Origin of the sequence: Bradyrhizobium sp. TM102 (genome assembly GCF_009176685.1) — a bacterium.
Taxonomy (GTDB): domain Bacteria; phylum Pseudomonadota; class Alphaproteobacteria; order Rhizobiales; family Xanthobacteraceae; genus Bradyrhizobium; species Bradyrhizobium ottawaense.
In genome coordinates, this window is record NZ_AP021855.1 from 6637278 (window position 1) to 6664161 (window position 26884).

The 26884-nt window shown below is 62.5% G+C and carries 28 protein-coding genes; 7 read left to right on the forward strand and 21 right to left on the reverse strand.

What is annotated here, in order from left to right; all coding sequences use genetic code 11:
* The first annotated feature begins 95 nt into the window (after positions 1–95).
* Positions 96–827 (forward strand): helix-turn-helix domain-containing protein, encoded by a 732-nt coding sequence (locus tag GDN70_RS31410; protein WP_049801900.1) that lies wholly within the window; start codon positions 96–98, stop codon positions 825–827.
* A 663-nt stretch (positions 828–1490) separates the two neighbouring features.
* Here GDN70_RS31410 and GDN70_RS31415 read toward each other — a convergent pair.
* The 5 genes from GDN70_RS31415 to sigJ form a co-directional block, all read right to left on the reverse strand.
* A complete protein-coding gene (locus GDN70_RS31415; RefSeq protein ID WP_028141955.1) occupies positions 1491–1907 on the reverse strand; it encodes a hypothetical protein in 417 nt (138 codons plus the stop codon).
* A gap of 20 nt (positions 1908–1927) precedes the next feature.
* Positions 1928–2128 (reverse strand): hypothetical protein, encoded by a 201-nt coding sequence (locus GDN70_RS31420; protein WP_028141954.1) that lies wholly within the window; start codon positions 2126–2128, stop codon positions 1928–1930.
* 144 nt (positions 2129–2272) lie between these two features.
* Positions 2273–2839, reverse strand: coding sequence for a hypothetical protein (locus GDN70_RS31425; RefSeq protein ID WP_028141953.1), 567 nt, complete (start codon positions 2837–2839; stop codon positions 2273–2275).
* Between the two features lie 22 nt (positions 2840–2861).
* Entirely contained in the window at positions 2862–4460 is a 1599-nt protein-coding gene (locus GDN70_RS31430; protein WP_028141952.1) for a hypothetical protein, read from the reverse strand.
* A 449-nt stretch (positions 4461–4909) separates the two neighbouring features.
* Positions 4910–5845, reverse strand: coding sequence for an RNA polymerase sigma factor SigJ (gene sigJ, locus GDN70_RS31435; RefSeq protein WP_049801899.1), 936 nt, complete (start codon positions 5843–5845; stop codon positions 4910–4912).
* Between the two features lie 177 nt (positions 5846–6022).
* Here sigJ and GDN70_RS31440 point away from each other — a divergent pair, with 177 nt between their 5' ends.
* Together GDN70_RS31440 and GDN70_RS31450 are read left to right on the forward strand one after the other, a co-directional pair.
* On the forward strand, positions 6023–6478 hold the full coding sequence (locus GDN70_RS31440; RefSeq protein ID WP_028141951.1) for a carboxymuconolactone decarboxylase family protein: 456 nt from the start codon (positions 6023–6025) through the stop codon (positions 6476–6478).
* Positions 6479–6934: 456 nt separating this feature from the next.
* On the forward strand, positions 6935–7162 hold the full coding sequence (locus tag GDN70_RS31450) for a hypothetical protein (protein ID WP_028141949.1): 228 nt from the start codon (positions 6935–6937) through the stop codon (positions 7160–7162).
* An 81-nt stretch (positions 7163–7243) separates the two neighbouring features.
* On the opposite strand, the gene GDN70_RS31455 is transcribed toward GDN70_RS31450, so the two are convergent.
* The 10 genes from GDN70_RS31455 to GDN70_RS31495 form a co-directional block, all read right to left on the reverse strand.
* Positions 7244–8272 carry a glycosyltransferase family 4 protein gene (locus GDN70_RS31455; RefSeq protein WP_028141948.1) on the reverse strand — a complete coding sequence of 343 codons (1029 nt, stop codon included), beginning with the start codon at positions 8270–8272 and terminating at the stop codon, positions 7244–7246.
* Positions 8273–8276: 4 nt separating this feature from the next.
* A complete protein-coding gene (locus GDN70_RS35730) occupies positions 8277–8399 on the reverse strand; it encodes a hypothetical protein (protein WP_256379450.1) in 123 nt (40 codons plus the stop codon).
* A gap of 5 nt (positions 8400–8404) precedes the next feature.
* Positions 8405–8614 carry a hypothetical protein gene (locus GDN70_RS31460; RefSeq protein WP_028141947.1) on the reverse strand — a complete coding sequence of 70 codons (210 nt, stop codon included), beginning with the start codon at positions 8612–8614 and terminating at the stop codon, positions 8405–8407.
* 100 nt (positions 8615–8714) lie between these two features.
* Complete coding sequence (locus GDN70_RS31465) at positions 8715–9122, reverse strand: hypothetical protein (RefSeq protein WP_028141946.1); 408 nt, start codon at positions 9120–9122, stop codon at positions 8715–8717.
* Positions 9123–9138: 16 nt separating this feature from the next.
* Entirely contained in the window at positions 9139–9339 is a 201-nt protein-coding gene (locus tag GDN70_RS31470; protein WP_028141945.1) for a hypothetical protein, read from the reverse strand.
* Positions 9340–9510: 171 nt separating this feature from the next.
* On the reverse strand, positions 9511–9930 hold the full coding sequence (locus GDN70_RS31475) for a hypothetical protein (protein WP_049801898.1): 420 nt from the start codon (positions 9928–9930) through the stop codon (positions 9511–9513).
* A gap of 80 nt (positions 9931–10010) precedes the next feature.
* The gene (locus GDN70_RS31480) at positions 10011–10349 is read right to left on the reverse strand and encodes a DUF1236 domain-containing protein (protein WP_028141944.1); all 339 of its coding nucleotides are present in this window, start codon (positions 10347–10349) and stop codon (positions 10011–10013) included.
* A gap of 180 nt (positions 10350–10529) precedes the next feature.
* Entirely contained in the window at positions 10530–12641 is a 2112-nt protein-coding gene (gene mdoH, locus GDN70_RS31485; protein ID WP_028141943.1) for a glucans biosynthesis glucosyltransferase MdoH, read from the reverse strand.
* Positions 12629–14089, reverse strand: coding sequence for a glucan biosynthesis protein G (locus tag GDN70_RS31490; protein WP_080670152.1), 1461 nt, complete (start codon positions 14087–14089; stop codon positions 12629–12631). Before GDN70_RS31490 ends, mdoH begins: the two co-directional genes overlap by 13 nt.
* Positions 14090–14733: 644 nt before the next feature.
* The gene (locus GDN70_RS31495; protein WP_028141941.1) at positions 14734–15189 is read right to left on the reverse strand and encodes a low affinity iron permease family protein; all 456 of its coding nucleotides are present in this window, start codon (positions 15187–15189) and stop codon (positions 14734–14736) included.
* Positions 15190–15326: 137 nt separating this feature from the next.
* Between GDN70_RS31495 and GDN70_RS31500 the strand changes: the two genes are divergently transcribed.
* The 3 genes from GDN70_RS31500 to GDN70_RS31510 all read left to right on the forward strand — a co-directional run bounded on the left by GDN70_RS31500 (position 15327) and on the right by GDN70_RS31510 (position 19048).
* Positions 15327–17165: a glycoside hydrolase family 15 protein gene (locus GDN70_RS31500; RefSeq protein ID WP_049801897.1), complete on the forward strand. Its 1839-nt coding sequence runs from the start codon at positions 15327–15329 to the stop codon at positions 17163–17165.
* Entirely contained in the window at positions 17143–18048 is a 906-nt protein-coding gene (locus tag GDN70_RS31505) for a glucose 1-dehydrogenase (RefSeq protein WP_244429559.1), read from the forward strand. The genes GDN70_RS31500 and GDN70_RS31505 overlap by 23 nt, the downstream gene beginning before the upstream one ends.
* Before the next feature lie 247 nt (positions 18049–18295).
* Complete coding sequence (locus tag GDN70_RS31510) at positions 18296–19048, forward strand: ZIP family metal transporter (RefSeq protein ID WP_028141939.1); 753 nt, start codon at positions 18296–18298, stop codon at positions 19046–19048.
* Between the two features lie 342 nt (positions 19049–19390).
* Here GDN70_RS31510 and GDN70_RS31515 read toward each other — a convergent pair whose 3' ends face one another.
* From GDN70_RS31515 to GDN70_RS31535, 5 genes are all read right to left on the reverse strand, one after another.
* On the reverse strand, positions 19391–19738 hold the full coding sequence (locus GDN70_RS31515; protein ID WP_028141938.1) for a response regulator: 348 nt from the start codon (positions 19736–19738) through the stop codon (positions 19391–19393).
* Positions 19739–19793: 55 nt separating this feature from the next.
* A complete protein-coding gene (locus GDN70_RS35635; protein ID WP_152103474.1) occupies positions 19794–22229 on the reverse strand; it encodes a response regulator in 2436 nt (811 codons plus the stop codon).
* Entirely contained in the window at positions 22226–22684 is a 459-nt protein-coding gene (locus GDN70_RS31525; protein ID WP_028141937.1) for a response regulator, read from the reverse strand. The genes GDN70_RS35635 and GDN70_RS31525 overlap by 4 nt, the downstream gene beginning before the upstream one ends.
* Positions 22685–24907 (reverse strand): ATP-binding protein, encoded by a 2223-nt coding sequence (locus tag GDN70_RS31530; protein WP_049801894.1) that lies wholly within the window; start codon positions 24905–24907, stop codon positions 22685–22687.
* Between the two features lie 331 nt (positions 24908–25238).
* Positions 25239–25973: a methyltransferase gene (locus GDN70_RS31535; RefSeq protein WP_049801893.1), complete on the reverse strand. Its 735-nt coding sequence runs from the start codon at positions 25971–25973 to the stop codon at positions 25239–25241.
* A 470-nt stretch (positions 25974–26443) separates the two neighbouring features.
* Between GDN70_RS31535 and GDN70_RS35265 the strand changes: the two genes are divergently transcribed.
* Positions 26444–26611, forward strand: a complete 168-nt coding sequence (locus GDN70_RS35265) for a hypothetical protein (RefSeq protein WP_173015907.1) — start codon at positions 26444–26446, stop codon at positions 26609–26611.
* Between the two features lies 1 nt (position 26612).
* On the opposite strand, the gene GDN70_RS31540 is transcribed toward GDN70_RS35265, so the two are convergent.
* On the reverse strand, positions 26613–26813 hold the full coding sequence (locus GDN70_RS31540; protein WP_152103475.1) for a hypothetical protein: 201 nt from the start codon (positions 26811–26813) through the stop codon (positions 26613–26615).
* Positions 26814–26884: the final 71 nt, after the last annotated feature.

Sequence of the window (26884 nt, forward strand, 5' to 3'; positions counted from 1 at the left end):
GAGCCGGGCGCGCCGAGGCAAACATCGCTACCGGTTCCGCTCAAGTCTGTTTTTCGAACTAGCGAAGCAAAGCCTTCGGTGGTTCAATCGCGATCATGCAAGACGGCTATGACCAATTTTGCCCCATCGCTAAAACGGCTGAGGTACTGGCGACGCGTTGGACGCCGCTGATCCTGCGCGAATTGATGGCTGACAACCGAACATTCAACGATGTTCATCGTGGCGTGCCGCTTATCTCGAGAGCGGTCCTTGTGACACGACTTCGCGAATTGGAAGATCAAGGAATCATCGAAAGGCGCGCGCGGTCCAACGGGACTGGACACGAATATTGGCTTACCCCCGCTGGCGAGGCACTCCGGCCGATCGTCAGCGAGATGGGACATTGGGGTCTGGTACACGCGCGGGATGCGATCAAGCCGACGGACCTTGATCCCTTCTTCCTTGTATGGGGTTTCCGAAAGAGGGCGGTTCGGGACGCCATTGATAAGAAAGTCGTCGCTCGCTTCGAATTCGCCGGCGTGCCGGCCAACCGAACGAAGTACAGCATTCTGTGGCTGGTCCTCGATCCGCAGGGCGTAGACGTCTGCGCCAAGGATCCCGGCTTCGCAGTCGACGTTACTTTCCGCGGCAAAATCGCCGATTTCGTTGCGGTGTACTTGGGATATCTGCCGTGGCGGCAGGTCGAAGGCAAAGAGATCATCGTGGAAGGGACAGATCGTCGCCTGATCAAGGAGGTGCCGACGTGGATCCGGCTCGATAAAATCGTCGGGCGCGACTTTCCTGTCGTGAAGGGAGTTGTCCGCGAGCGCACCACCGGAGCGATTTAATCGGCCGCCCCATCGGCGGCGTCTTCCGCGGTGTGTCGCAGGCCGCCACGGGGTCGGATCGGCCGGGGTGTCGAAGGCGACGCCCAGCCGGCCCCTCGTCACCATCGCTATATCACCGTCCGCGGGCCAGCTTCCCAACCTGCAGCAGGTTCACCTCATCGCGTCCGGGCTCTTTTAGACCCCTACAGAGCCGAGTTCGCAGTCGCAGCGGAAGACTTGGGCGACATCATCACCACCACTGGACATCTGTGCCCCTAGGGATGTTCATTGATCCCATGCCACGGCGGCCATTGAGCGCCCGTGCGCCCTCCTTGTGTCCTGATCGCTGCCGGACCGGCTGAAACGGCAGGTGCTCTCGTCGGCGGAAACGGGCCCTCCGTTCGAATCCGGTGTGCTGGACATGGTACGGGCCGGGGGCGTTCGCAGCTGGTGATGCCGCGCGGGTTCGCCTTCCGTCCTCCTCGTTGGACCTCTGCCGGCTTTGTAGGAGCCGGTGCACAACTCGGCTCGCCGATCGCCGAATCGAAGCTCGTCCGGTAGGTCGGACTGGCATGGCCGCAAACAAGGTAACGGCGGTACGCTTGGGGCTGGGGAAGTAACCGGCAGTCCGGCACTATCCAAGCCGCCGCGCGTACCGGCGGCTTTTTCTTGGCCTGATCCTACTTAGGAAGCGTTGGCCCTAGCCCTTTCGCGCGCCTCGCGGCGCCGTTCCCGACGTTCGCGGCGGCGCTTGGCCCGGTCGGCCGGCTGCCGCAGCGGAGGAACCAGTGTCGGCGAAGCGACGACCGTCTGCTCAACCGAAGGCACCGGAATGGGCTCCGGCGCAGCAGGGCGAGCTTCCATGAACTCGAGCACAGCCCGTCCCTTTACAGTGATCTTCCAGCCGCCGCTGATGCGTTCGACCAGCCCTTGTGACCAGATGTCGAGATCCGGAACCCGTGCCGCGAGCCGCCTGGTCCGGTCCGCCCAATCGCGGCCACTGGTCGCCAGAATTGCCATGTCCCGCTTGAGGTCCTCCATGACGGCAAACCCGTCCGGATATGCCGCCAAAATCTTCAAAACGGTGACCTGGAAGTTCACGCCCGCGTCCCGGTTTTCAGTTAGCGCCACATGGTGGGCGCGTGCGAAAGGGCCTTGCGGCCGACCTGTCTGAGGTCCTCGGGACAGAGCTCGCCGCCATTGGCGGCCTCCAGGATCTTCGAAGCCACATGCGTCCGCGCGCCGATCTCGCGCTGCGGAAGACCCTCGCACACTTCGTCGAAAACCGCGCGCAAAAGCGCCGTGGTTGCCATGTCGAACATGAAATGCCCCCAACAAGGGAAAGTAGCATCTTAGCCGAGTTTTCCCGATCTTACGATTGAGGCATGCTAAGTTTGCGGATTTGTGCTCGGGGATTAGGGAGCGACGCTGACGTGCCGAAATGCGAGCTTCGAGGTAGCGCCGAGTTATAAACCTAACGCGATCTCGGCCCACTTCAACATGCGATCGCTGTTGAGGAATGCCAGCACCGCTGGCTCCAGTGAGCCGGGTACGCCCCGTCCAACCAAGGCCGTTGCAGCCACCATGTCGCAGCGCTGATTGAAAGCGAACGAAAGCGCTGCGTTACCATTTCCCTCGACCCGATACGCGCGGCTGCGGCCTTGCATGGGCCCAACGACAATCTCCCGACCGGCACCGATCGGCGTTGTCTTACCAATCAGCGCCAAGTCGCCCATTTGCTCGAGGTCAGTATCGTCGGCGACGCCGGTGGTGCAATTGCAAAAGCCGAGCTTGGCGCGAACGTAAAGCTGGACCTCACCGCCGCAATCGTTGGCATTGCAGCGAAACGCCTTGCCTTTCCCCCAAGGATCTACCCCGAAGGGCCACTCGGTTTCCGTCCACACCGGGCGGATCTGCCCGGTTGCCGCTGTTGCACGTGTCAGGTCGCCGGATCGCAGCATCCAGACCGCAGCGACCGCACAGAACAGTGCCGCGGCTGCGCCGATCGCGGTGAATTTGCTGGTCAGACGCATAGCACCTGCCGCCGAACTCTCTCTAATTCTGAGCCATGAACTTTCGTGCGGCCGCCAGATCTTCCCGCGAGGAGTCGCCATCCCGTGCCATGTCGACCACCTTCGCATAGTACTGGCGTGCCTTCACGGCATCCCCTGCTTTCTCGGCGGCGTGAGCCGCGCCGATCATCGCGCCGAACCGGTTGGGCTCCTTGCGCATCGTGCTTTCGAACGCGACCAATGCCTCCGTCGCCATGCCGCGTTCGAGCAGCATGGTCCCATAAAGCTCGCGTGCCGGAGCAAGCGGTCCAGGCGTGACGATGGATTTCTCGGTCTTGTCTTCGGCATCGGCCGCAAGGCGCATCGCTTCCAACGCGTCCGCCGGTTTCCCCCAGGCGTTGAGCTGCCAGGCTGTGGCGACCTGCCGCTGGATCTCGACGATTTCGGCCCAATAGGCGTCCTTGTCCTGCTGCAGCTTGTCCCGCAACTCCGCCAGCTTGGCGATGTCCGCCGTCGCTGCGTCGGCATTGCCGGAGCGCGCGGCGCCGAGGGCGCGGGCGAAGTAGGTGATCGCATCGACATAGGCAAACCGGCTCGGCTCGACCTTCAGTGCGGCAGCCCTCGGCCAATCACCTCGCTCGACCATGTAGCGCGCTTGGCTCGCCGCTATCGCGTAGGGGCCGGCGCGAACGGCCGGCGCATAGCCCGTGGTCGCAAGCATGTCCGCGATGACGTCGCGGGCTCGGCTGTCCTGTGCAAGCTGGAGCAGGGCGTAGACCATGTAGTCGTCGGCGTGGAGCTGCTCGCTAGGGTCCTTGCCCTCCTTGGCAGCCTTGGCGGAACGGCTATTGGCATCGATGGATTCGTTCCAGTAGCCGACGCGCGTGAAGATGTGTGACGGCATGTGCAAGGCGTGCGGCGCCGCCGGCGCGATCTCGGAATAGCGCTTGGCAGCGTCGAGGCCTTGCTCCGCTATCGCCGGATAGTCATAGAGGTGGATCAGGTAATGCGCGACGCCGGGGTGCCGCGGCTGCCGCTTGAAGATCGGCTCCAGGATGGCCGCGCCCTTGAGCTGGTTAGCATACGTCTTATCGTTTGGTGAGGCCGTGACATTCAGGGTGATGGCGTAGGCGATCTGCGCCTCGTCATCATTGGGATAGCGCTCCGCGACGGCCTCGGTTGCCTTGAGATAGGCCTGTGCCCGCTGGCCAAACGTCGTCTTCTCGTCCCCCGAGTAGAAGGCCAGCAGTGCGTCGACATAGTCTCGTTCGCGGTCGCTCTTGGCGCCGAGTGCCTTGGCTTTTTGCAGCGCGGCGAGGCCCTCGGCGAGATTTTCCTTCGGTGCGGGAAAATGAGGATTGTAGAGCAGGCTCAGTGCAATGCCCCAAAAGGCGATCGCGCATTCCGGATCGGCTTGCAACGTCTCCTTGAAAATCTCCTTCGCAGGCCGGTACCAGAACGAGTGCTGGTAGCGCATGCCGCGATCAAAGCGGCGTTGCGCGACCTCGTTGCAAGTGGTCTGGAAGTGCACCTTGCCAAACTGCTCGTCGGTCGCATCCTGTGCGCGGGCGCAGGCCGTGGCGCAGATCGAAGCAAGAGTGGCGAGGAGAAGAGAGACGCTTTTTAAAGCGAGCGCGCGCATGGGCCCCTCCGCTTTCGGTTAGAAGCAAATGGATTCAGAAGGCGCCAAAGAAAGGCCTTAGCGCCGAAATTTATCGTGCTGAAAATTCGCTTTGGAAAGGATTTGCCCATTTGCGGCAGGTGTCAATAGGAGGGAATGATGTGGTTAGGGAAGAACGCCTGTCAGAATTCATCCTTCTGCAAGCGGAATATCCGGAGGGGAAGCGGTCGCATGCAATGCCGCTAAAATGCAAAACCGATGGCGCGATGTAAGAAGGTTGTAGTGAGGGCTTTTGTCCTCAGGCGAAGGAGGAAAGTCGAGCTCAGCATGGCAGCAATTGAGGCGACACCGGACGTGCGGAGAACGCGGTCAGATCGACGCGAATGACCCGGAGCGGACGTCGACCGTGGGCGAGCCTCATATGCAGCCCATCGAACGACTCTCCACGTTGCCGCAGTCACTCGGGCAGTTCATGAAGCTGGCGGTATCGGCGAGATGCGAGCTGGAAATTCCATTTCTGTCGCTAAGTGCGACAGCTTGTCCGGGTTTTTGACGATGTAGATCGCGGTGATACCGTCCTCGCGGATGTCGAGCGCAGTCGTCTGCAGAACGCCGCGTCCATCGAGGCTAACGTAGCCTGGCAGGCCGTCGATGGTGACGACACGAAGCAGCTTCGGCGGTACGACGTATTTGCGTCGCTGCCTAGCAAATAGGCGCAGGGCCCGCTCGACCCCCCGAATGACATTGCGGAAAGCAAGGACTTTGCCGCCGCCATCGGTATGGATCTCGACATTCCTTGCCAGCAGCGCCGAAAGCGCCGCCACGTCCCCGTCGCGTGCTGCGGCGAAGAAAGCACGGGTGATCCGATCCGCATCCGCGGGTTCGACATCAAAGCGGGGACGTGCGGTCTGCACGTGCTTGCGGGCGCGCGCCGCGAGCTGACGAACAGCTGCCGGCTGGCGGCCGAGCGTGATGGCCACTTCGGTCAGCGGCACGTCAAAGACGTCGTGGAGAAGGAAAGCGGCCCGCTCAAGAGGCGACAGGCGCTCAAGGGCCAGCATCAACGTGACCGTGACGTCGTCGGCGACCGTCTCGTTCGGCTCCACGGAACCGACGAGAGGATCTGGCAGCCAGGGTCCGACGTAGGTTTCCCGGCGCGCCCGCGCGGAGCGGCGTCGGTCGAGGCACAGGCGTGTGACAATGCGGGTCAGATAGCCGGGAGGCGAATCGACGCCACCCTCCACCCCGACCCACCGTAGCCATGCGTCCTGAACGACGTCCTCCGCCTCGGTGAGCGAGCCCATCATCCGATAGGCCAAGCGTGTCAGGCGCCTGCGCTCCGCTTCGAACTCGGTGGTCCGCTGATCGTCCATCGCCTCCATCCGCCCAATTTCCTCGCAGATCATATCCGCTGTCACCGTCGCTCGCGCATCCCGAACCCGAGAATAAGACGATCGGACCTGCGTGGATGTGACATCGGCCGCTTTGAATGGAACCGCCGAGTGTCATGTCACACCCTGACCGCTTGGCCCGTCATCGCTCCGAGCGTCGAATCTCCGGCGTTCCGAACAACGAGGCACGTCATGAGCGAGAACAAGCGGCTGGTCTGGAACGAAGTGGCACCCCACGGTGCAAAGGCGCTCTTCAGCATCCACCACTACATCACCACGGGTACCGACCTGCCCCACGAACTGATCCACCTCGTCTTCCTGCGGGTTTCGCAGATCAACGGCTGCGCGCACTGCATTGACCTGCACACCCGGGACCTCTTGGCCACGATGTCATTTGAAAAAGTCGCCCTCGTTCCAGTCTGGGCCGAGGTGCCCCACCTGTTTCCCGACAAGTACCGGGCTGCCCTCGCGTGGGCGGAGGAAGTTACGCTCGTCAGCGAGACGCACGCCTCCGACGAGGCCTATGCGGCCGCAAGCGCGGCTTTCGCCCCAAAGGATCTCGTGGACCTCACGATCACGATTGCGGCCATGAACGCGTTCAACCGGTTGGGGGCGCCCTTTCGGCTCCCGGTCAAGGCCAAGGCCTGATCCGCTTCTTCGCATCGATTCGGAATGGCCCAAGGGCCGTTCCGAAGCGGAGCCGCGGGTGCCGGCCTATGAACCGGAGCGGAAGTTGCGCCCGCGGGGCGGCCGATGAAACGACTAAGGCATTCCTTGGGGGACGTCGGCAATCCTAGCTGTCCAAATTGCCGTGTAACAATGAAATGGTTTCGGTCCGAACTCGTCCGGGACAATCCCACGACGATGATCGCGCACCTCTTCGTCTGCCCAAATTGCAAGGGCGCGCAAGGACAGGACACGGATTTCGAGCCGGTTGTCGTGCCGCCAAACAGGCTGGCCGGACCGCGATTTCAGGTCATCAAGGGGGGCAAGCAGACCACCTGAAAGCGGTTCCATCATGGCTTCCAGACCGGGAAAAGTGGAATTTCTGCCGCGTCCGCCTCGTTAGCAATAGCCACTTTACAACTGCTTGAGGAGAACTCCATGAAGAAGCTGGTCGTGTGCGGCGCGCTCGCCGCTTTCGCTCTCGGCACCCAGGCCGCCAGTGCCGCCGAGTTCTACATCGTCCGCGATGCGACGACCAAGAAATGCACCGTCGTCGACACCAAGCCGACGACCACCACCACGACAGTGGTGGGCAACGGCGTCTACAAGACCAAGACGGAGGCCGAGTCCGCCGTAAAGACCACCAAGGTTTGCACCGAGCACTGATCGCAGGCCGATTTAACGAGCGGCTCGTCCGGTACGCCGGGCGGGCCGCTTTGTTTCGGCCGAACGATTCCTTCGGAGGCGCTACCTGCCAGCGACCAGCTCGCGATATCGTTCTTCGTATTCCTTCGCCATTCGGCTCGCGACGAAGCGCTCCTCGAAGCGGGCGCGGACCCTTCGTCGGTCCAAGCGGATGACCTTCTCGACTGCTTCGATCGCCTCCTGCTCGCCGTCCACGATGAATCCGGTGACGCCGTCCTCCACGACCTCCGGCACCGATCCGGAGCGATAGGCGATCACCGGCGTCCCGCATGCCATCGCCTCGATCATCACCAGGCCGAAGGGCTCGGGCCAATCGATCGGAAACAGCAAGGCGGAGGCGCCGGCGAGGAACGGCTGCTTCCGCAGTTCGTCCACCTCGCCGATGAGTTGGACCGTCTCTCCATCGATCTCGGGTTCGAGCTTCTTCTTGAAGTAGGCCGTTTCGGCCCGGGGTATCTTGGCGGCGATCCGGAGCGGCATCTGAACCGCCCGCGCGATGCGTATCGCTGCTTCAGGCCCCTTCTCCGCCGTCAGCCGCCCGAGGAAGGCCAGGTACGATCCGGCTTCGTAGGAGGGACGAAACAGATCCTTGGGCAGCCCGTGCGGAATCGTCGCGATCCAATTCGCGTCCGGGAGCGGACGCCGCTGGTTGTCCGAGATCGAGACAAAAGGAGCCTTCGGGAAAGTGCCGATCACATCGGGCAGCCCCGGAAGGTCGAGCCGCCCGTGCATGGTCGTCAGAAACGGAACTCCAGTGCGGCCCAGGACCGGCAGAGGCAACCAATCCACATGAGAATGAATCACGTCGAAATCGCGCGCGCGCTCGCCGATGGCCTCGATCAAGAGCGCGCAGGCGGCGTTCGGATCGACGCCTTTCCGCCCCAGGCGTAGCGCGCGCGGCCACACGGCATGGAGCTTGGCTTTCGTGCTCGAGTCGCCGCTCGCAAACAGCGTCACGTCGTGCCCGCGATCGACGAGCTCGTCTACCAGCCAGGCGATCACCCGCTCGGTGCCTCCGTACAGCTTCGGAGGGACGCTCTCGGCCAACGGGGCAAGCTGGGCGATCCGCATCGAGCTAGGCTCCGAACACGATGCGCAAGCCGATCACGATGATCGCGGAGATCAGAAACGAAATCGCGAGCAGCGTCCAACCGGGCCTTGTGCTTCCGATGGCTGCGCGTGCCAATAGCATTTTCATGCACGTCAACATTCGTCTCTGGGAAGCCGGTGCAGGTAGGCGATCCCGAAGCTGGCGAGCTCTCCGGTATCACCCTGGCGCTCTTCCCATCTCCTGTGCAGATGGCGCTCCAGCAAACAGCGTCGGCTGTCGCGAGCGCCGACGTCGGGGCGCCGAGCGCGGTACACGTTCCAGGGGGTCTCCGAGGCGTTCTTCAAGACGACATCGTCAACCATTTCTGCGCTCCCGGCGACCGATCCGATCGCTGGCAACTCGACACAGTCGGCAAAGTTTCCAGTTTTTCCCGAGCGCGTGCCTCAACGCACAAGCGGGCGTTCAGCAAGCTTTTGCGCGGGCCCGCTCGCGTGCCGCACGACGGCGCTGCAGGCGCTGGCTTCGGCCGGAGCGCCTGGCGGCAAGAGGTGTGGACGCCGCTGGACTTGAAGCCGGCGGCTCCACGGCGGGCGCAGCGCTCTCCGTCGTTGTCTCGGCAGGCTTGGCTTCCATGAACCCCAGCACGGCACGGCCCTTCTCCGTGATCCGCCATCCGCCATTCAGACGCTCGACCAATCCTTGCGAGAAGATGTCGAGCTCCGGCACGCGAGCGGCAAGGCGCTTGGTCCGCTCGGCCCAGTCGCGCCCGCTCGTCGCCAGGATCGCCATGTCGCGCTTGAGATCGACCATGACGGCGAACCCGTCGGGATAGCTCACCAGGATCTTGAGCACGGTGACCTGGAAGTTCACCCCAGCCTTCCTCGACCTATCGCCACATGGTCGGAGCGTCGTGGAGGGCCGCGCGTCCGACCTGCTTCAGCTTCTCCGGCGAGCTGTCGCCGTTCGTCGCCGCTTCCAGAATCCTCGAAGCAACATGGGTGCGCGCCGCGGTTTCGTGGCGCGAGACGTCTTCGCAGACCTCGTCGGATACGGCGCGCAAGAGCGCGGTCGTGGCCGGATCGAACATGGAAACCCCCAACGCAGGAAGAGTTAGCTTACCGCGGAATAGCTTTGCGACGAATTCAACAAAGTTAACCGCCCCGCCCCAAGCATGAACGGCCCCCACGTGCGAGCAGCCCACCCGGCTGCAAAGCTGCTCCTTCGGTCCCCTTCTTTGACCCTCTCCCAGGCTTTCCGCTCACCACGATCCGCCGGCAGTCGCATCGGCGCGCTCGAAGGCGAGACGGCGGTCGGGTGTCCGCTTCCGCAGCATTGCCGACCGCTTCGGATGCGTGAGGACCGCCGCAACGTGGGCCGGCTCTTCCTTCCGGGCCTCGCCGGATGGTGCGGCAGGCATGGCGGCCATGGCTTCTCGCACTTCCCGCGGCAGCTCTTCCGGGATCGGATCGGCCTGCGCGATCATCGGTACCTCGGCGCGCTGGCTGGTGTCGAAGACGATTTTCTCCGGAAGGCTCCTCGCCGATTTTATCCGGATGATGGTCCTGTCGGGGTCGGCCACGGCGGCGGCTTCTACCGGAGCGGGCAGGTACCGATCCGCAGCGAAGAGCAACGCCAGCAGGAACCCGCCGACGAAGACGAAATAACGAATGATCGGCATGGATGGCCGCTCGGAAATGGGAAATCAAGGTATCGGCGGATGGGAGGCGGGCCGCTGCGATCAGCGACCCGCTAGAATGCTCAGTCGATCTCCTGGACGACCGTCCGGGTCGACGGATCGACCAGCATCACGCGCTCGCCCGAGTAGACATAGCGGTACTTCCTGAGCGAAGGACCCCAATCGGCGGGCACCGCCTCGAGCTCGACCTCGCGCGGGACGGGCTGGCCGACCACGATCTTCTGCTGCACCGGACGAACCTTGTGCTCGGTGACGTAGGTGCGGATCTTGGTGCGGTATTCCGGCTCGATCTGCACGGCGGCCGAGTGACCGGTGCCGGTGGTGGTGACGACCGTCGACTGCGCCATCGCGCCCGTCGAGATCAGCGCGGCCAGGGCCGTCGTCACTAGAAGATTGTTCATGTTGTTCTCCTCGCCGCCAGATGCGGCATGCGAGAACCCGCAGATGATGGCAAGGTTCCGGAAAGAGGCAGGAGAATTGCCATATTTTCCCGAACGTCGGAGGCGAGAGCGCGGGAAGTCGGCTCGGATCAAGGATTGGCTCGAGCCCCGAGAGCGTGGTCCGCCAGGCACTCGGTAAGGTCATCCCTTCTGCAGCACGGTCGAGAGCGCCGAGGCGTCATTCAATATCGAGAAGACCTCGCGCGAAGACAGATGCGCGGCGGCTTCCTCGAACGTCTCGCTGGCATCCACCTTGGCACGTCCGACCGCCAGGTTGGCGTCTACGGTATCGGGCCTGGCAGCGCGCGGTGGCGGCAACTGGGCGACATGAAAGGCCAGCAGCTCGGGGGCTTCGCGAAGCTCCGTGAGAGCGGGTTTGATGCCGACCTCCGCCGCCGCACTCAATTCGTTGGCCCGGCGCAGGATTGAAGGCGGCTCCCGGTCTTCAGGGGTGGCGAACAGTTTGCCGGACGACGGCCTGGCCGTCAGCGCCCCGATAGGAACAGCGAACAGCAGCCCGACGATCACCGGCGACATCCAGAGCAAAAGTGGCAACGAAACGGCGTAGGCGCTTGCGGCCATCGCAACGCCGCACAAGGTCGGGATGCCGTACTTCCGATAGAGCTCGCGGCGCTCCACAGTGCCGTCGTCTCGTCTTTGCGTCTGCCATCCGGCATCGCGGCCGGCCAGAATCTCGACGACCGCGATCGACTGAAAGATCATCATTACGGGCGCCATCAATGCAGAGATGACGATCTCCGCGAGAACTCCGGCCGAGGTCCGCAACGCGCCGCCGAATTGGCGCCTCACCGGGCTCCGCGTCCAAACGACGACCAGACTGAGCAGCTTCGGCAACAACAACAGTCCCATCGTGGCGACGAACACCCAAATAGCGAGCACGGGATCCTGGGCCGGCCAGGTCGGAAAGAGGGAGAAGCCCTTGGGAAAATACTCCGGGCGCACGAAGCGGGCCTGGAGCGAGATCAGCATCCCCAGCAGCAGGAATAGCAGCCACAGCGGCGCCGTTAGATAGGCCCCGATCCCCACCATGAAATGCAGGCGCGATACCCAATGGAGACCGCGAGCGGGCACCACGGCGAGATGCTGAAGATTGCCCTGACACCAGCGCCGGTCGCGCGCGGCGAAATCGAGCAGCGAAGGCGGCACCTCCTCAAAGCTTCCGCCGAGCGTCGGCAGCATGTAGATACCCCACCCCGCCCGCCGCATCAGCGCGGCCTCGACGAAATCGTGGCTGAGGATGTGCCCGCCGAACGGCTTGGGTCCCCGAAGCTGCGGCAGCGCCGCCGCTTCCGCGAACGCCTTCACGCGGATGATCGCGTTGTGGCCCCAATAGTTGCCTTCCGAGCCGTGCCACCAGGCCACGCCGGCGGCGATCATCGGCCCGTACAGCCGGCCCGCGAATTGCTGGACGCGGCTAAAAAAACTTCGCGCGTTGACCACCATCGGGAGCGTTTGGACGAGCCCCGCGGTCGGATTGGCCTCGATGGCATGGACCAACCGGACGATGGTCTGTCCGCTCATGAGACTGTCGGCGTCGAGCACGATCATGAAGTCGTAGACGGCGCCGAACCGCGTGATCCACTCGGAGATGTTGCCGGCTTTCCGCGCCGTGTTGTCGGCGCGGTGGCGATAGTACAGTCGCGGCGTCCCCACCGCCTGCCGTAGCGCGAGCAACGCTTTCTCCTCGGCGACCCAGATGTCCGGGTCGGTGCTGTCGCTCAGAACGTACCAGTCGAACAGCTCCCCGTGCGAGGTCGCCTCCAAGGATTCGATCATCGCGCGAAGCCGCGCCGTCAATCGGTGCGGGTCCTCGTTGTAGGTGGGAAGCAGCATGGCGGTGCGGCTCACGATCGCAGGCAGCTCCGCAACTACCGCGGTCGGATGGGTCAGCAGCACGAAGAACCCGGCGAGTGCGGAGGCAAACGAGAAAGCCACCCACGCGAGCAAAACGAGGAACAGCACCAGCACCATGGCTTCCAGTACGGTGACGCCGCCGACCTCCAGCACGCGATACATCTCGTAGCCGCCCGCGCCCGTGAGCGCCGCCGTCGCGAGCAGAATGAGGCCGCGGCGCCAAGCCATCGCGGAGCCCACCGCCGCAGGAACGCGGTCGGGGACCCGGGCCTTCCCGAGGTTGCCAGGAGCCATCGGAAGCGGCGTCTCGCGAGGCAGCAGGCGCTCCGTCGCGATATCGCCGGCGACCGGTCGCGTCGCCGTGGTCAGGGGGCCCATCGGTAGACCCAGACTTCCGACAAGGGCTTGTCACCCTCGGTCAGAAACGCGCGCAGCTCGATCGGCTCGCCTTTCACCTGGCACTGGAAGCTGAGCCGCCAGCCACCGGTGTAGGGATTGGGCTGCGTGACGATGTTCTTCACTTCGGACTTCTCCGCCGTCACCACGCCTTTCACGCCCGCGGGATCGATGCCCTTCAGGTTCTCACCGACCAGATCGAGGACGAAGAGGCGGGCATCCTCGCCCCGCGCCCCTATTCCGCTTCGCGTGAAGCGCGCCAGCGAATGCGGCTTCGGGCTATCCGGGCCCCAGTGCAGCCGATAGGTGTAGTTGTGTTCGCCCTTGGCCTGCAGGGGGTTCTTCGGCCGCCAGAACGCGGCAATGTTGTCGTGAACCTCCTCCTTGGTCGGGATCTCGAATAGCGTGACCCCGCCCTCGCCCCAATCGCCGATGGGCTCCATCCAGAGACTTGGGCGTTTTTCGAAGCTGGACTCGATGTCCTGGTAGGCGAAGAAGTTTCGCTCCCGTTGCATCAAGCCGAAGCCGCGGGGATTGAGATCCTGAAAGGTGCTGATCTGCAGATCGCGCGGATTGCTGAGCGGGCGCCAAAGGCTTTCGCCCTTGCCGTTGAAGATCGCCAGGCCGTCGGAATCGTGGACCGACGGACGGAAGTCGTCGATGTCGTTGCGGTCGTTCGGGCCGTAGAAGAACATGCTGGTCATGGGCGCGAGACCGGCGCGCTGCATTTCGACGCGCGGATAGACCGACATTTCAACGTCGAACACCGTGGTTTCGCCCGGCCGGACGGTGAAGCGGTAGCTTGCCGCGCAGCTTTTGCTGTCGAGGAGAGCTTGGATGACCATCGAGGTTGCACCCGACGCCGGCCGCTCGAGCCAGAAGGCCTTGAAGAGCGGAAACTCCTCGCCCTTGGCTTCGCCGGTATCGATCGAGAGTCCGCGGGCGGAGAGCCCGTACGTCTGCCCCTTGGCCACAGCGCGGAAATAACTCGCGCCCAGGAATACGCAGACCTCGTCGTAATAGTCGGGACGGTTTATGGGCGCATGGATGCGGAAGCCTGCGAACCCGAGATCCGTCTCCTCGAACGCCGGGACCTTCTCTCCGAAAGAAAAGTCCGCCTTGCGGTACTTGATCTCGGCGACCTTTCCATCCGCGACCTCGAAGATATTCACCCTGTTCTTGTAAAAGAAGCCACGATGGAAGAACTGCGCTTCGAACGGAAGATTCTTGCCACGCCAAAGGGCCCGCTCAGGCAAAAAGCGGATCGAACGGTACTGGTCGTAGTCCAGGTCTTTCAACCCGGCCGGCAGCTTCTCGTCGGGCGCCTCGAACGGCTTGCTTGCGATCGCACGGGCAAGATCCCTCACCGTCGACGGGCCAAAGGTCTCGTCCGACGCAGCGGCGAAGCCGCTGCGCGAGGCGAGTAGCATCGCCGGCAGTAACGCCGACCCTTGAACAAGCTGGCGTCGGTTCACGTGTACTCCTCGCTACTGCTGCCGCGGCCAAGCAACGATCACCATGGCCCGTGGGTTCCACGGCCCGCGTATAGTCCCAGAGGTACATACTTCCAGCATCATTGGCCGAGGCTCTGCCCGTAGGCGTCGGTGGCTGAGAGACCGATTGCGCTCCCGCCCGCACCAAGTGGAGCACAACCATGCCTATTGCGCGCTTGCTCGCGGACATCACCATTGCGCCAGAATAGCGGAACGCTCTCGAGTTGGCCTTCAAGGCCGCTCTCCGAAAACTCGAACTCGTCGATCGCGAGGGCCCTTGTGCGCTGTCGTCGCAAGGAAGATGCTCGAACTTCATCAGCGCGGTGTGACCGATGCTGCCGCACTCTCCGATCTGACCATTCGAGAAATCGGTAGGCAGCGGTTCAACTCAGCGTCGGCTCGCTACGCGAATGCCCGGCGAGTACCTAACTCCCTTCGGAGCGTAGCTCTCGTCGCTTCGCGCAGGTGATCGGCCAAGGACCCACTTACGTCTGGAGAGCACCTTCCTTCTATCGTGACGACCGACCTGTACCCTGTTGCGGGCGGCCCTGACACCCTTCGCGGTATAGGTGCCGCAGCGATTAACTTGCCGCCTGCTCGGCGGCGCGGCGGGCCCGTCGTCCGGTCGTCTTCACACGCTCGTTCGCCGTTTTTTCCGCTTTGGCGCGCGATTCGCATTTCTCCCGCAGGTCTTCGATCTCTTCGTCCGTGAGATGCTCGATACCGACAAGGGAGTTTCGCGCCGTCCCGACGCGGATCAATTCGTCAAGCTTGACCTGCATGGCTGCGCTGTCGCGGTTCTGGGAATTCTGAATGAGGAAGACCATCAGGAAGGTGACGATGGTGGTGCCGGTGTTGATGACCAACTGCCACGTGTCCGAATAGCCGAACAACGGACCGGTGACTGCCCAGATGATGACCACCAGGGCCGCGAGCACGAAGGTCGACGCGCGCCCCGCAGCCTGCGAGGTGCGGGTAGCAAACTCGCCGAAGAAGCGGGCGGTGCCGCCTTCCGTTTTCTTCCGCCTATCACGCATGAGATCCTCCGATTTTGAGAGAACGGGCGAAGAGGTTCGCGGGTTCCCCGTAAGGCGCATCGACCACTAGACCTCAGTCGAAAGTATGAACGTCCGCAATGGGATCTGCGGAACTGGAGGGCAAACGTTCCGGTTGGATGCCCAGCATGGCTCGGATCGAAGACTACGCCTTGATCGGCGATTGTGAGACTGCGGGTCTGGTCGGGCGCGACGGGTCAATCGACTGGCTCTGCGTCCCCCGCTTCGATTCGGACAGCTGCTTCGCGAAGCTACTCGGCGATGAGCACAACGGATACTGGAAGATTTGCCCCGAGGCTCGCTCGAGCAGCGAACGACGCTACCGACCGGGCACCTTGATCCTCGAGACGACCTTTACGACCGACTGCGGCCGGGTCCGCCTCATCGATCTCATGCCGCCTAAGACGGATCTCTCGAAGGTCGTCAGAATCGTCGAAGGACTGGAGGGCGAGGTCGAGATGCGCAGCGAACTTGTCGCGCGCTTCGACTACGGGACCAGCGTACCTTGGGTCAGCCGCCTTGAGGACGGAGCGGTCAGCATGGTCGCGGGCGCGTCGATGCTACTGCTCAGGACCGCGGTGCCGATGCGCGGCGAAGCCATGAAAACTGTGGGCTCGTTCTCGGTCGCGCGCGGCGAGACCGTGGCTTTCGTGCTTTCCCATCAGATATCCTACCAGGATCCCGCCGCTCCCGAGGACCCTGCGTCTCTTCTGAAACAGGCAGAGGATTTCTGGCGCAATTGGTCCAGCCGCTGCAAGACGGCAGGGCCATATTCGGAGGCGGTCCAGCGATCCCTGATAACTCTCAAAGCGCTGACGTTCGGGCCGAGCGGCGGCATCGTCGCCGCCGCTACGACGTCGCTGCCGGAGCAGATCGGAGGCTCGAGAAATTGGGACTACCGCTTCTGCTGGGTACGTGACGCCACCTTGACGCTACTGGCCCTCGTGGGCGCGGGCTTCTTCGACGAAGCGCGCGCTTGGCGCGACTGGCTCGTCCGCGCCGTCGCGGGAAGTCCGCGGCAGCTCCAGATCATGTACGCGGTCACCGGCGAACGCAGGCTGACCGAGTGGGAAGTCCCGTGGCTCTCCGGATATGAGAACTCCAAGCCCGTCCGGATCGGAAACGCGGCGCACACCCAGCTTCAGCTCGACGTCTACGGCGAGCTGATGGACGCCCTATATCAGGCGCGCCGCGGCGGTCTCCGCGAGAACAAGCGCGCCTGGGCAGTACAATGCGCGCTGCTCGACCATCTCAAGAGCATCTGGAGCCAGCCGGACGAGGGCATATGGGAGGTCCGGGGCGGCGCGAAACACTTCACGTATTCCAAGATCATGGCGTGGGTCGCCTACGATCGGGCCATCAAGTCGGCTGCCGAGTTCGGCATGAAGGGCCGCGTCGAGGAGTGGGAAGCGCAACGAGCCGCGATCCACGACGAGGTGTGCCGGCGCGGCTACGACCTTGAGCGCAAAACCTTCGTCCAGGTCTACGGCGAGCCGCAACTCGACGCGAGCTTGCTGCTGATCCCGGCCGTGGGCTTTCTGCCACCCGAGGATCCTCGCGTGATCTCGACGATCCAGGCGATCGAACGGGAATTGCTCCAGGACGGTTTCGTCCGGCGTTACGATACGGGTGCGACGAAGGATGGTCTGCCGCCGGGGGAAGGCATGTTCCTGGCCTGCAGCTTCTGGCTGGCGGACGCCTACCATCTGATCGGCCGCGACGCCGAGGCCAAGGAATTGTTCGAGCGGCTTCTCGCGCTTCGCAACGACGTCGGCCTGCTATCGGAAGAATACGACATTTCGCGGCGGCGCTTGGTCGGAAACTTTCCGCAGGCCTTTTCTCACATAGCCCTCGTCAATACCGCCCACAACCTCACCCACCGCGAAAAACCCTCGGAGCACCGCGGTAGCAAGAGAGCCCTCCCCAGCGAGGGAGATGAAGCCGCGCGCTCCGACTAGGAGGTCCGCCATGACAGTGAATTCAACCGACCCGGCCGCTCCGGCAAGCCCGGGCGAGCGCTTGCGACCGCAGGCCCGCTTTCCCGTGACCCTGGAAGGGCAGCCTGCGCTGGTGACCGGCGCCAACTCAGGTATCGGCCGCGCGGTCGCGCTGGGGCTGGCCGCGGCCGGCGCCGACGTCGTCGTCAACTATGTCGTGGATCCCGTCTCAGCCGAAGAAGTCGTTCATGAAATCGAGGCCCGGGGCAGAAAAGCGATCGCAATCAAGGCGGACGTCAGCAACGAGGATGACGTCCGGTCGATGTTCGCCCGTGCCATCGATCATTTCGGCACGTTGCACATCGTGGTGAACAACGCCGGACTGCAGCGCGACGCGCCCCTCCATGAGATGACGATCGATCAGTGGAATAAGGTGATCGGCGTCAATCTCACCGGCCAGTTCCTATGTGCCCGGGAGGCAGTCCGCGAATTCAAAAGACGGGGCATCGTCGGTGACATCTCGGCCGCGGCCGGCAAGCTCGTCTGCATGAGTTCGGTCCATCAGGAGATTCCGTGGGCGGGCCACGCGAACTACGCGGCATCGAAAGGCGGCGTGATGCAGATGATGCGAAGCATCGCGCAGGAAGTCGCCCCCATCGGCATCCGCGTCAACGGCATCGCACCCGGCGCCATCCGGACGCCCATCAATCAGCGCGCCTGGGAGACGAGGGAAGCGTACGAAAGCCTGATGACGCTGGTGCCCTACAAGCGCATCGGAGAGCCGGACGACATCGCGCAGGCGGTCGCCTGGCTCGTCTCCGACGCCGCCGACTACGTCACCGGCGCCACCCTGTTCATCGACGGCGGCATGACCCTATTCCCCGGCTTCGCAAGCGGAGGCTAGGCAAAGCCTCAGGGTCATGATCCCAACGAGAACCGCTGGTCGCATCGCTTACGCAGCAATTGGAGGATCGAACTTTGGTAAATGGCGCACGGGCAATGGCTGCAGGTAAGATCGCGCGCAAGATGGCGAGCGCTCTGACATCGGTTCTGAAGCGCCGCTCGGCGGTGAAGAAGGCAAGTAAGACGCGGGAGAAGAGCGCAAGCCAGGTCTCGCCGCCCCCAGGTCGCGAAACATAGCTGGTGCTCCGATGCCGATCTGGTTGACCGCCGGCCTTTGGGGGCTGCTTGGTGCCTCATCGCTGCTCCTGGGAGCAGCCGTCGCATTCGTCCTCAGAATGCCTCGGTACGTTACCGCGGGGATCATGTCGTTCGGTTGCGGCGTGCTGATCTCGGCCGTGGCCTACGACCTGTTGGAGGACGGGTATCAGGAAGGCGGGATCTGGCCGATCGTCGCCGGTGCCGTTGCGGGCTCCGCAATGTATGCCCTTGCCGATTGGGCGGTCTCTCGAGCAGGCGCGCATTCACGTAAACGGTCCGGGGACCAGCAGGCGAACGCCGGCCAAGGCGGAGGGTTGGCGATCGCAATCGGGTCGCTCCTCGACGGGGTTCCGGAAAGCGTGGTTCTGGGGCTCGGGCTGTTGAGCGGGAAAGGCATCAGCCTCGCTATGCTGGCAGCTATCTTCCTGTCCAATTTCCCGGAAGGACTGTCCAGTGCGCTCGGCATGCGAACCGCGGGTCGCTCCCGGCTCTACATCTTTGGCCTTTGGGCAACGATCGCCGTCCTCTCCGGGCTTGCTGCTTCCGCGGGAGCGGCTTTCCTTGGCGGAGCTTCCCCTCAGGTCGTTGCTGCCGTGAGTGCCGTCGCTGCGGGCGCTCTCCTGACGATGGTGGTGAACACCATGGTGCCCGAAGCGGTCGAAGGCGAACAGAAGCTGGCCGGCTTGCTCGTTGTCGTCGGCCTCCTCGTCGCCTTTGCGCTCTCTAACTTAGGAGAGACTTAGAACGCCGGGCCGTGCGATGCAGAAGCAAGGCTGTTGTCGGACGGGCCCTGCGGGTCGCTCGCGACGTGAAGGGGAAAGCCTGGACTTCACCCTCTCCAGGACGACAAGCGACGATCGATTGGCGTCCTGAAGCGCCTCGAAATCGACTGAGAATGACACCCTGAATCGCGGAACGGGTGGTACACAGGGGTGGTCATGAATCCTTGTTTTCCGCGGATTTTCACACAATCGCGGCGAAGGGGGAAGAGAGTCCCACTGACGCCGAGATTTTCCGCGCCAGACTACGATTTCTGCGAAAACATACCGGGCGCGCGTGTCAAATACCACGACAAGGCGACCGCTTCACCCTTTCTCGAACGCGACAAGTTCAGCGTTGAGCTGATCCTCTGCAAACGGCTTTTGCAGGATTTTGCAATTTCGCCATTCTTCCTCGATCCCTGCTCCGTAGCCTGTCGTGAACAAGAATGGGACGTCCCTGGTCTGCAGCATCTCGGCCAGACCATAGCTGAATTCGCCGGCGAGGTTGACGTCCAAGAGGGCTACATCGAATCCGCCAGCGTCGATCAAGCTCGTTGCTTGTGGGACATTAGTCGCCTTGGCAACGACTTCGTGGCCCAGTTCTTCGGCCATGTCTTCTATCATCATGGCAATTAAGCTTTCGTCTTCCACCACCAGCAGCCGCAGCGGCATGTCGATCTCCAAAGGTGCATCTCAGGCAAGATAGAAAGGTTTTGCCGACCATGACCTAGCCGGCGCCCCGCAGACGAACGATTTTGGGATCGTCGAACTCGGCAAATGCTTCGTGGAGCCGGCGCGCCAACTCTTCCTCCTGAAACGGCTTCCTTATCAGCCTCGCGTGATGGATCTCTTCAAGAGCCTTGAGGTCGGCATAGCCGGTCGCAAAAAGAGTCGGAAGATGCGGTCGGAGTCCATGTGCCTTCTTGGCAACCTCCACGCCGCTCATCGCCGGCATGGCGTAGTCCACTATCAGAGCGTCAAAATGCTCCGGCCCGGCAAGGATATCCAAGGCGGCGGCGCCGCTACCCACGCTGACAACGGAGTACCCCAGCTCTTCGAGCATAATGCCGACCACCTCGCGAACGGCGCTGTCGTCGTCGACCAGAAGGATTGTCTTGGCGGAGGCCCGGCCTGACGCGGTCTCGCTTTTCGGCGTCTGCCCAGGGGCCTGGGAGGCATTGGCGGCGCGAGGAAGATAGACGCTAACGCTGGTACCTTCCCCTGTAGCCGTCCTGATCTTCACGCCACCGCCGGACTGCTTGGCGAACCCGAATACTTGCGGCAATCCAAGGCCTGAACCTTTTCCGACCTCCTTTGTGGTGAAAAACGGCTCGAACACATGGTCGAGAACATGTGGAGGAATGCCGGTACCGGTGTCGCTCACCGTCAGGACCACGTAATCACCCGGAGGCGGGTCGGCCGGCCTGGCCGGCGGTTCTTTGACGACCGCCTGACTGGTTTCGACGGTCAGCGCGCCGCCGATCTCCATTGCGTCCCGCGCGTTGATGGCCAGATTGAGAATGATCAATTCGATCTGGGTCGGGTCAACGAGTGCTGGGGCTAGGTCGCTCTTCAACACGGTTTCGATCCGGATTGAGCCTTTCATCGTGCTCTGCAGAAGCTCGCTCATCCCGGTCACGGTTTCATTCAGGTCGACGGGCTTTGGCTCGAGCTTCTGGCGCCGCGAGAACGCCAGCAACTGGGCGGTAAGTGTGGCTCCTCGCTCAGCCGCGGTCCGCATGTATTGGAGGCGCGATCGGACGTCCTGCTCGCGCTCCGGCTTGTCGAACCGCTTCTCCACGAAAGCAATGTTGCCCAGGATGACCGTAAGAAGGTTGTTGAAATCGTGAGCGACCCCGGCGGTGAGCTGTCCGACGGCCTCGAGCCGCTGCATCTGCCGGAGGGTCTGTTCGACGCGCTCCCGCTCTTCGATCTGCCGGGCGAGTTCGGCGTTGCGTTCAGCCAGCGCGGTCGCTGCCGCTCTTTCGGCGGTGCAGTCGCGTCCAACGAGATAGATGGCTTCCTCATCCGGCGCCGCATTCCAGGTGACCCACCGCCATTCGCCGTTCGCATGGCGGATACGGCTTTCGAAGCGACCGACGGTGCGATCGCGGATCGTATCGGCAAGCTGTCGCTTCACCTCGGTGCGCTCTTCGGGGGGCAGCAACAGATCGAACATGCTCTCCGTAAGGGTGCCTTCGGCGTACCCGAGCATTGTGCTCCAAGCCGGGTTGAGGCGCCGCAATCGTCCCTCCCGTCCGATCACGGCGAACAGGTCTGGACTGAGCCGCCAAAGGCTGTCTCGCTCCGCGGTTCGTTCCGCGACGCGACGTTCCAGGTCGGTCGTGAGGTCTTCCAGATCCTTCTTCGCTCTGCGTTCCTCGGTGATGTCGCGCACGACCCCGACAAAGCGTTTGAATTCCTTCTCTTCGAACAATGCCTGACCGCGGGCGGCTACCCAACGCTCGCTGCCGGCGTCCGAGAAGATACGATATTCCGCACCGAACGTGCCATCGTGTTCGCGAGACCACTTCGTCGCCTGGCGGACAGCCTGATGAAGTCGGTCGCGGTCGTCCGGATGACAGGCGGCAAGATAGTCTCGATAACCCGGCGATTTCTGGACCGGCCAGCCGAGCATCGCCTTCGCGCTGGCGTCCCACTTGAGCTCTCTCGTCGCCGGATCATAGTCCCACAGGCCGAGCTTGGCCGCTTCCATCGCCAGACGCGCGCTGACTTCGCTGCGGGCCAAAGCATCTTGGATCTTCTTGGCCGATGCGCGCTGGCGGGCTTGTTCGAGCGCACGCTCTACCGCTGTCGACAGCCGTGTGAGATTCCGCTTCACCACGTAATCAGTGGCGCCCCGCTTGAGCGCGTTTGTGGCAAATTCCTCGCCAACGACTCCCGATACGAAGATGAAGGGAAGATCGGGCTGCAGAACCGTGGAGATGTTCAGTGCCGAGAGGCCGTCGAAATCGGGCAATGAATAGTCCGCCAGCACGATGTCATGGCCGCCGCCTTCCAAAGCCGCGACGAAATCCCGTCTGTTGTAGACGCGGTCGAGTGTGAAGCCCAATTGGGCCTTCGATAGATGCGCCGCCAGCAGTTCGGCATCGATCTCACTGTCTTCAAGCAGCAGAATGCGGATAGGCTCTTGCTTCATCATTGGGCCTCGTTGGTGAAGGGGCGGGGAGGCGGCTCGTTCAGCACGGCCCAAAACATTCCGAGATCCTGGATGGCTTCGAAGAAGGCGTTGAAGTCCACGGGCTTCACGACAAAGGCGTTGACGCCCAGTTCGTAGCTCTTCACCAGATCGCGCTCCTCTCTCGAGGAGGTCAGCATCACGACGGGGATCTGGCGCTGGTGGCGGTCATTCTTGACCTTTTCGAGAACCTGCAGCCCGTCGATTTTGGGAAGCTTTAGATCGAGCAGCACAACGGCCGGATCGCCGGGCGGCCTGCCTTCGAAGCTGCCTCTCGCGGCCAGGTAATCGAGCGCTTCGGCTCCGTCGCGAGCAATGACGATCTCGTTAGCCAACTGGCACTTCGCAAGCGCCGCCAGCGTCAGCTCGAGGTCTCGCGGGTTGTCTTCAACAAGCAGAATCGGTCTGAGGTCCGGCAATTAAGAGCTCCTCTTCTTCAAATCTTTGGGGCGCGGCAAGGTGAAAGTGAGGGAGGCGCCGGCCCCTACCTTGCCTTCGGCGCTAATTGAGCCGCCGTGGCGGTCGAGGATGCGCTTGGCCAAGGCCAATCCGATGCCAGTCCCCTCGAATTCCTCGGCCCTATGAAGGCGCTGAAAGACGCCAAAAAGCTTGTCGACGTACTTCATCTCGAAGCCGACGCCGTTGTCAGCGACGATATAAGTCGTGCTGTTCGCGTCTTCGTGGCCTGAGATGGTGATGATGGCCGGGTCCCGCGGCGCCGTATACTTGATGGCGTTGTGAAGCAGGTTCTGAAGCACCTGACGAAGCATGGCGGGGTCGCCATAGCCTATTGGAAGCGCCCCTACCTGCCATTCGATGTTTCGCCCCTCGGTCTCCGTCCGCAACGAATGCCTCAATTCGTTGACAATCTTGGCGACATCGACGTTCGACTTGAGAAGCTGAGAGCGCCCGAGTTGGGAAAAATGCAAAAGGTCGTCGACGAGCCTTCCTGCCGAGATGGCGGCGCCCCTAATTGTTTCGATGTAGTGACGCGACTTTTGATCGAGCCCCTTCTCCTTGTCCGACAGAAGTTCTGCGAAACCGACGATGTGCCGGAAAGGGGCACGCAGATCGTGCGAAATCGAATAGGAAAACGACTCCAGCTCCTTGTTGGCGGCTTCCAGCCGGTCCGTGAGTTCAGCACGCTCCTCCGCAGCCTTCAGCACAAGAGTCTGAATCGACGCGCGGAAGCCGAGCGCGCTCTCCACTTCTGCCGAAGTCCACGGCTTCGACTGCTGACGGACAAGCTGTTTCCAAAGGTCGAAAGACTTGCGCGGATGAAGCCGGCCGGCCCCGCTCTCCATAGGCTTGTTGGGATCGCCTCCCCAAGCAACCGTCTTGACGACTTCGGGCCTGAACCAGATGATGTAATCGCCCCGGATCTGCGAGATGGAGACCGCCAGCACACCACTGGCTTTTTCGCTCAAGAACTCGCCGCCCGACCATATCGAAGCCAGCGAATTCGTTTCCAATACGTCGTGCCCGGCCTCGAAGAGCCACGTCGCCAGATCACGTATCTGGCGCTCGCTCGGCGTCTGACCGGTCGTCAGTATGCCGCCCTGCACGACAACTGCAGCGCCTTCCGCATCCACAAGCCGCAGCCATTCGTGCGGATTGTTTACCAGCCCGCGCTGAAACGAAGTCGCGACCGAAAGCTTGCTGAGCAGCGACGTCTCCACGCTCTTCAGCTCAAGGCGTTCCGCGGCACTGCTTGCCTTCAGGCGCGAGCCAATCTGCAGCGACACGACTTGAGCGAGGATGTCGCATGCGGTGCGGATCTGCGCGTTGACCATCCGAGAGGCGCGGCTATGCCCGGAGATGAGCCCCCACAACGCACCGTCGACGATGATTGACATCGACATCGACGACGCCGTCTCCATGTTGCGCATGTATTCGAGATGAACGGGCGAAACGCTGCGCAGCGCCACCTGCGACAGGTCAAGCGGCAGTCCGTTGAGGGGACTGATCGAGGGTTCGATCTCGACCGGATCGTAGCTGGCGTCAGGAATGAGCCGGATCCTGTTCAGGCGATAGAGCTCCCGCGCTTGAGCGGGAATATCGGATGCGGGAAATCGAAGGCCGAGGTAGGAAGGAAGAATTTTATTCGTGTCTTCGGCCAAAACCGTGCCGTCGCCGTTACCGTCGAAGCTGTAAAGGAGAACTCGATCAAAATGGGTGATTGCCCGCACCTCGCGGGCCACCTCCTCAGCGATGCTAGTAATATCGTGGGCACCGGATATGCGGTCCAGAAAGTCCCGCAACCGCGGGTAAAGACCATCCAGCGTCGACTCGCCTGGCCGCGGCGGTGGTTCGAATTCCAACAAGAGTCCTTGGGGGCTGCGGTGGGCGGTGAGCTGAAGCTGCTGCGATCCGACTGCAACCAGGTAGAAAAGCGTGTTTTCGCCTCCCGACAACCACCCACGGATTTCCTCGCAAAGCGTGGTCGCTTCCTCATAAGCAGAGAGCAACGCGTCATTGCGGACATCGAACCCAAGCAGTCGGCGAGCGTTCGCGCTCTGTTGCAATATCTTCAGGGTTTCAGGTTCGACCACCAAAAGCGCGCCGTGAGGCTGAATTGCTCCCGGGATCTTAATGGGCTCTGCGGCACACTCTTCAAGATAGCCGTCATCCAACTCGGTCACTGGGTGATGCCTTCTTGACTCAGAGCTTATGGCAAGCAAATGCCGGTGGTCAGTAGACTTTTCTGGGATGCGGATTTGCGCATAGGGAACGGAATGAACTTAACCCAAGTTCCGGCATTTTGTTCCATGATGCGAAGGCGGGGCGAGATTTGCTCGCTATGACAAGTGTTTACTGTGGACTCTGACCCTTCGCGTCTCGCGCTCCGAAGGTCGAGGGCAAGAAGAAATACAGTCGTACTCGCAGGCGAAAAGGCGCTGAGGCCAACGTCGGCGCTTCGCCGAGCTTCTGATGGTGCTTGAGCTGTTGCGCGCCTGTTCATCGAGAGCACGACTAACGCCGGCTAATGCAACTTACCAGACAATCCGGCGAGATGGTCCAAACCGCCGTAAGCTTGATCTCGGCGTCTTCTAGATCGCGGGTCACCGGTACGCGATAGTCGGCGAGTCGGACAAGCTTTGCCTTCGGAAGGAAAGTGCGCCCGGGATCGCCGATCAAGATAGTCGCGCCGGCGCGCGCATGGTCGGCCAGAAATGCAAAGGCACGCGTCGCGGTGTCCCCCTCATAGAAAATGTCGCCCGCGAGGATGGTCTGCCATCGGCCGTTTGGTTGAGTGTCGAGCACGTCCTCGCCGCACAACGTGAGGTGGACCAGGTTGACCTCCGCATTGAGTTCGGCCGCCGCGATCGCGAAGGGGTCGATATCAGACACTGTCACCCCGACCGCGCCGGCCTTCATCGCCGCGATGCCGACGAGTCCAGAGCCAGAAGCGATGTCGAGCACGTGCCGGTCCCGCACGGTAACGGGGTGATCGAGCACGTAGCGAGCCAGCGCTTGACCGCCCGCCCAGGCAAAGGCCCAGAAGGGCGGGGGGAGACCGGCCTCGTTCAGCTCTTCCTCGGTCTGCTGCCAGATCGGCACCGATTCATCGGCGAGGAAGACCGCGATTTCCGGCACCAGCGGCACCGACCGCAGCCGGGTGTTGGCGCGGATGAAGGATTGCGGGTCGGCAATGGTCGTGGCTGTCAAGGCGGGCCGTCGCTGTCTTGGTCCCGTGATAACTAGCATAAACCGTCTCCCGCCGCGAAGGCGGGCTTAGGGCGGCCGCTAATCCGACTTCGCGAAGTGTCTCCGCCCCTCGCGAGAATCCCCTGTGATCCGATCCTACGATCCTCGACCGCCTCGAAAATGGCTTGGATTGAACGTCCGAAGCGCTAAACAGGTGGTACACAGCGGTGGCCACAAAAACCAACCGGCCCTTTTAGGAATCCTTGTTTTTCGGCGGTTCTCGCGCCTCCGGCGCTCTGGGGAAGAGAGTCCCACTCTCTCCGCCAACATGGTTTGCGGGCGCACTATGCTTCGGTTTGCGGGTTGCTCGCTGTCTGGATTAACTATGAGTCGGTTCGAACTTGTCGCACTACACGTTTCAACTACTTGCGCGACGATGCAGCACACCGGCAGCAAACGACGAAATCAGAGGCTAAAGCCTGTTCCGCTATCAACGAGTTGCGCGGGACACTCATAGTTCGACCCGCTGCGTGCGGGCCGAGCGCAAGGTCGCGCTTCGCGACGGCACTTCGAAGTACCAGTCGGCGTGGCTGGAAGCGGCGCGTAAGATGCTCGCGGAGAAGAGTGCGGATTACGACCACTTCGAGATGACACGGCCCGCTGAGCGGCGCTCGGCCGGCTGGCTTGCGGGCATGTAGACTATGCAGGCTTCCGTCTTTTTCGTCGCTCCAGGTACTCCCGCGCGGCATCCTCCATCACCGACCAGGCGGCCCGCTTCTCTTCGAGGGCGACGGCTTTTATGTCGGCGGCGACCTGGGGGTCGATCATCATCAACACGGTGACGCGCTTCCCGATCGGCGTCCGCAGCCCTCGCCTCGACGTCCTCTTCTTTCCGGCCATCCACATTCTGCCTGCAGCGCATCCGTTTGTTCGACCATATGGTGTCGTGGCCCTCTTCCAGCGAACCGACG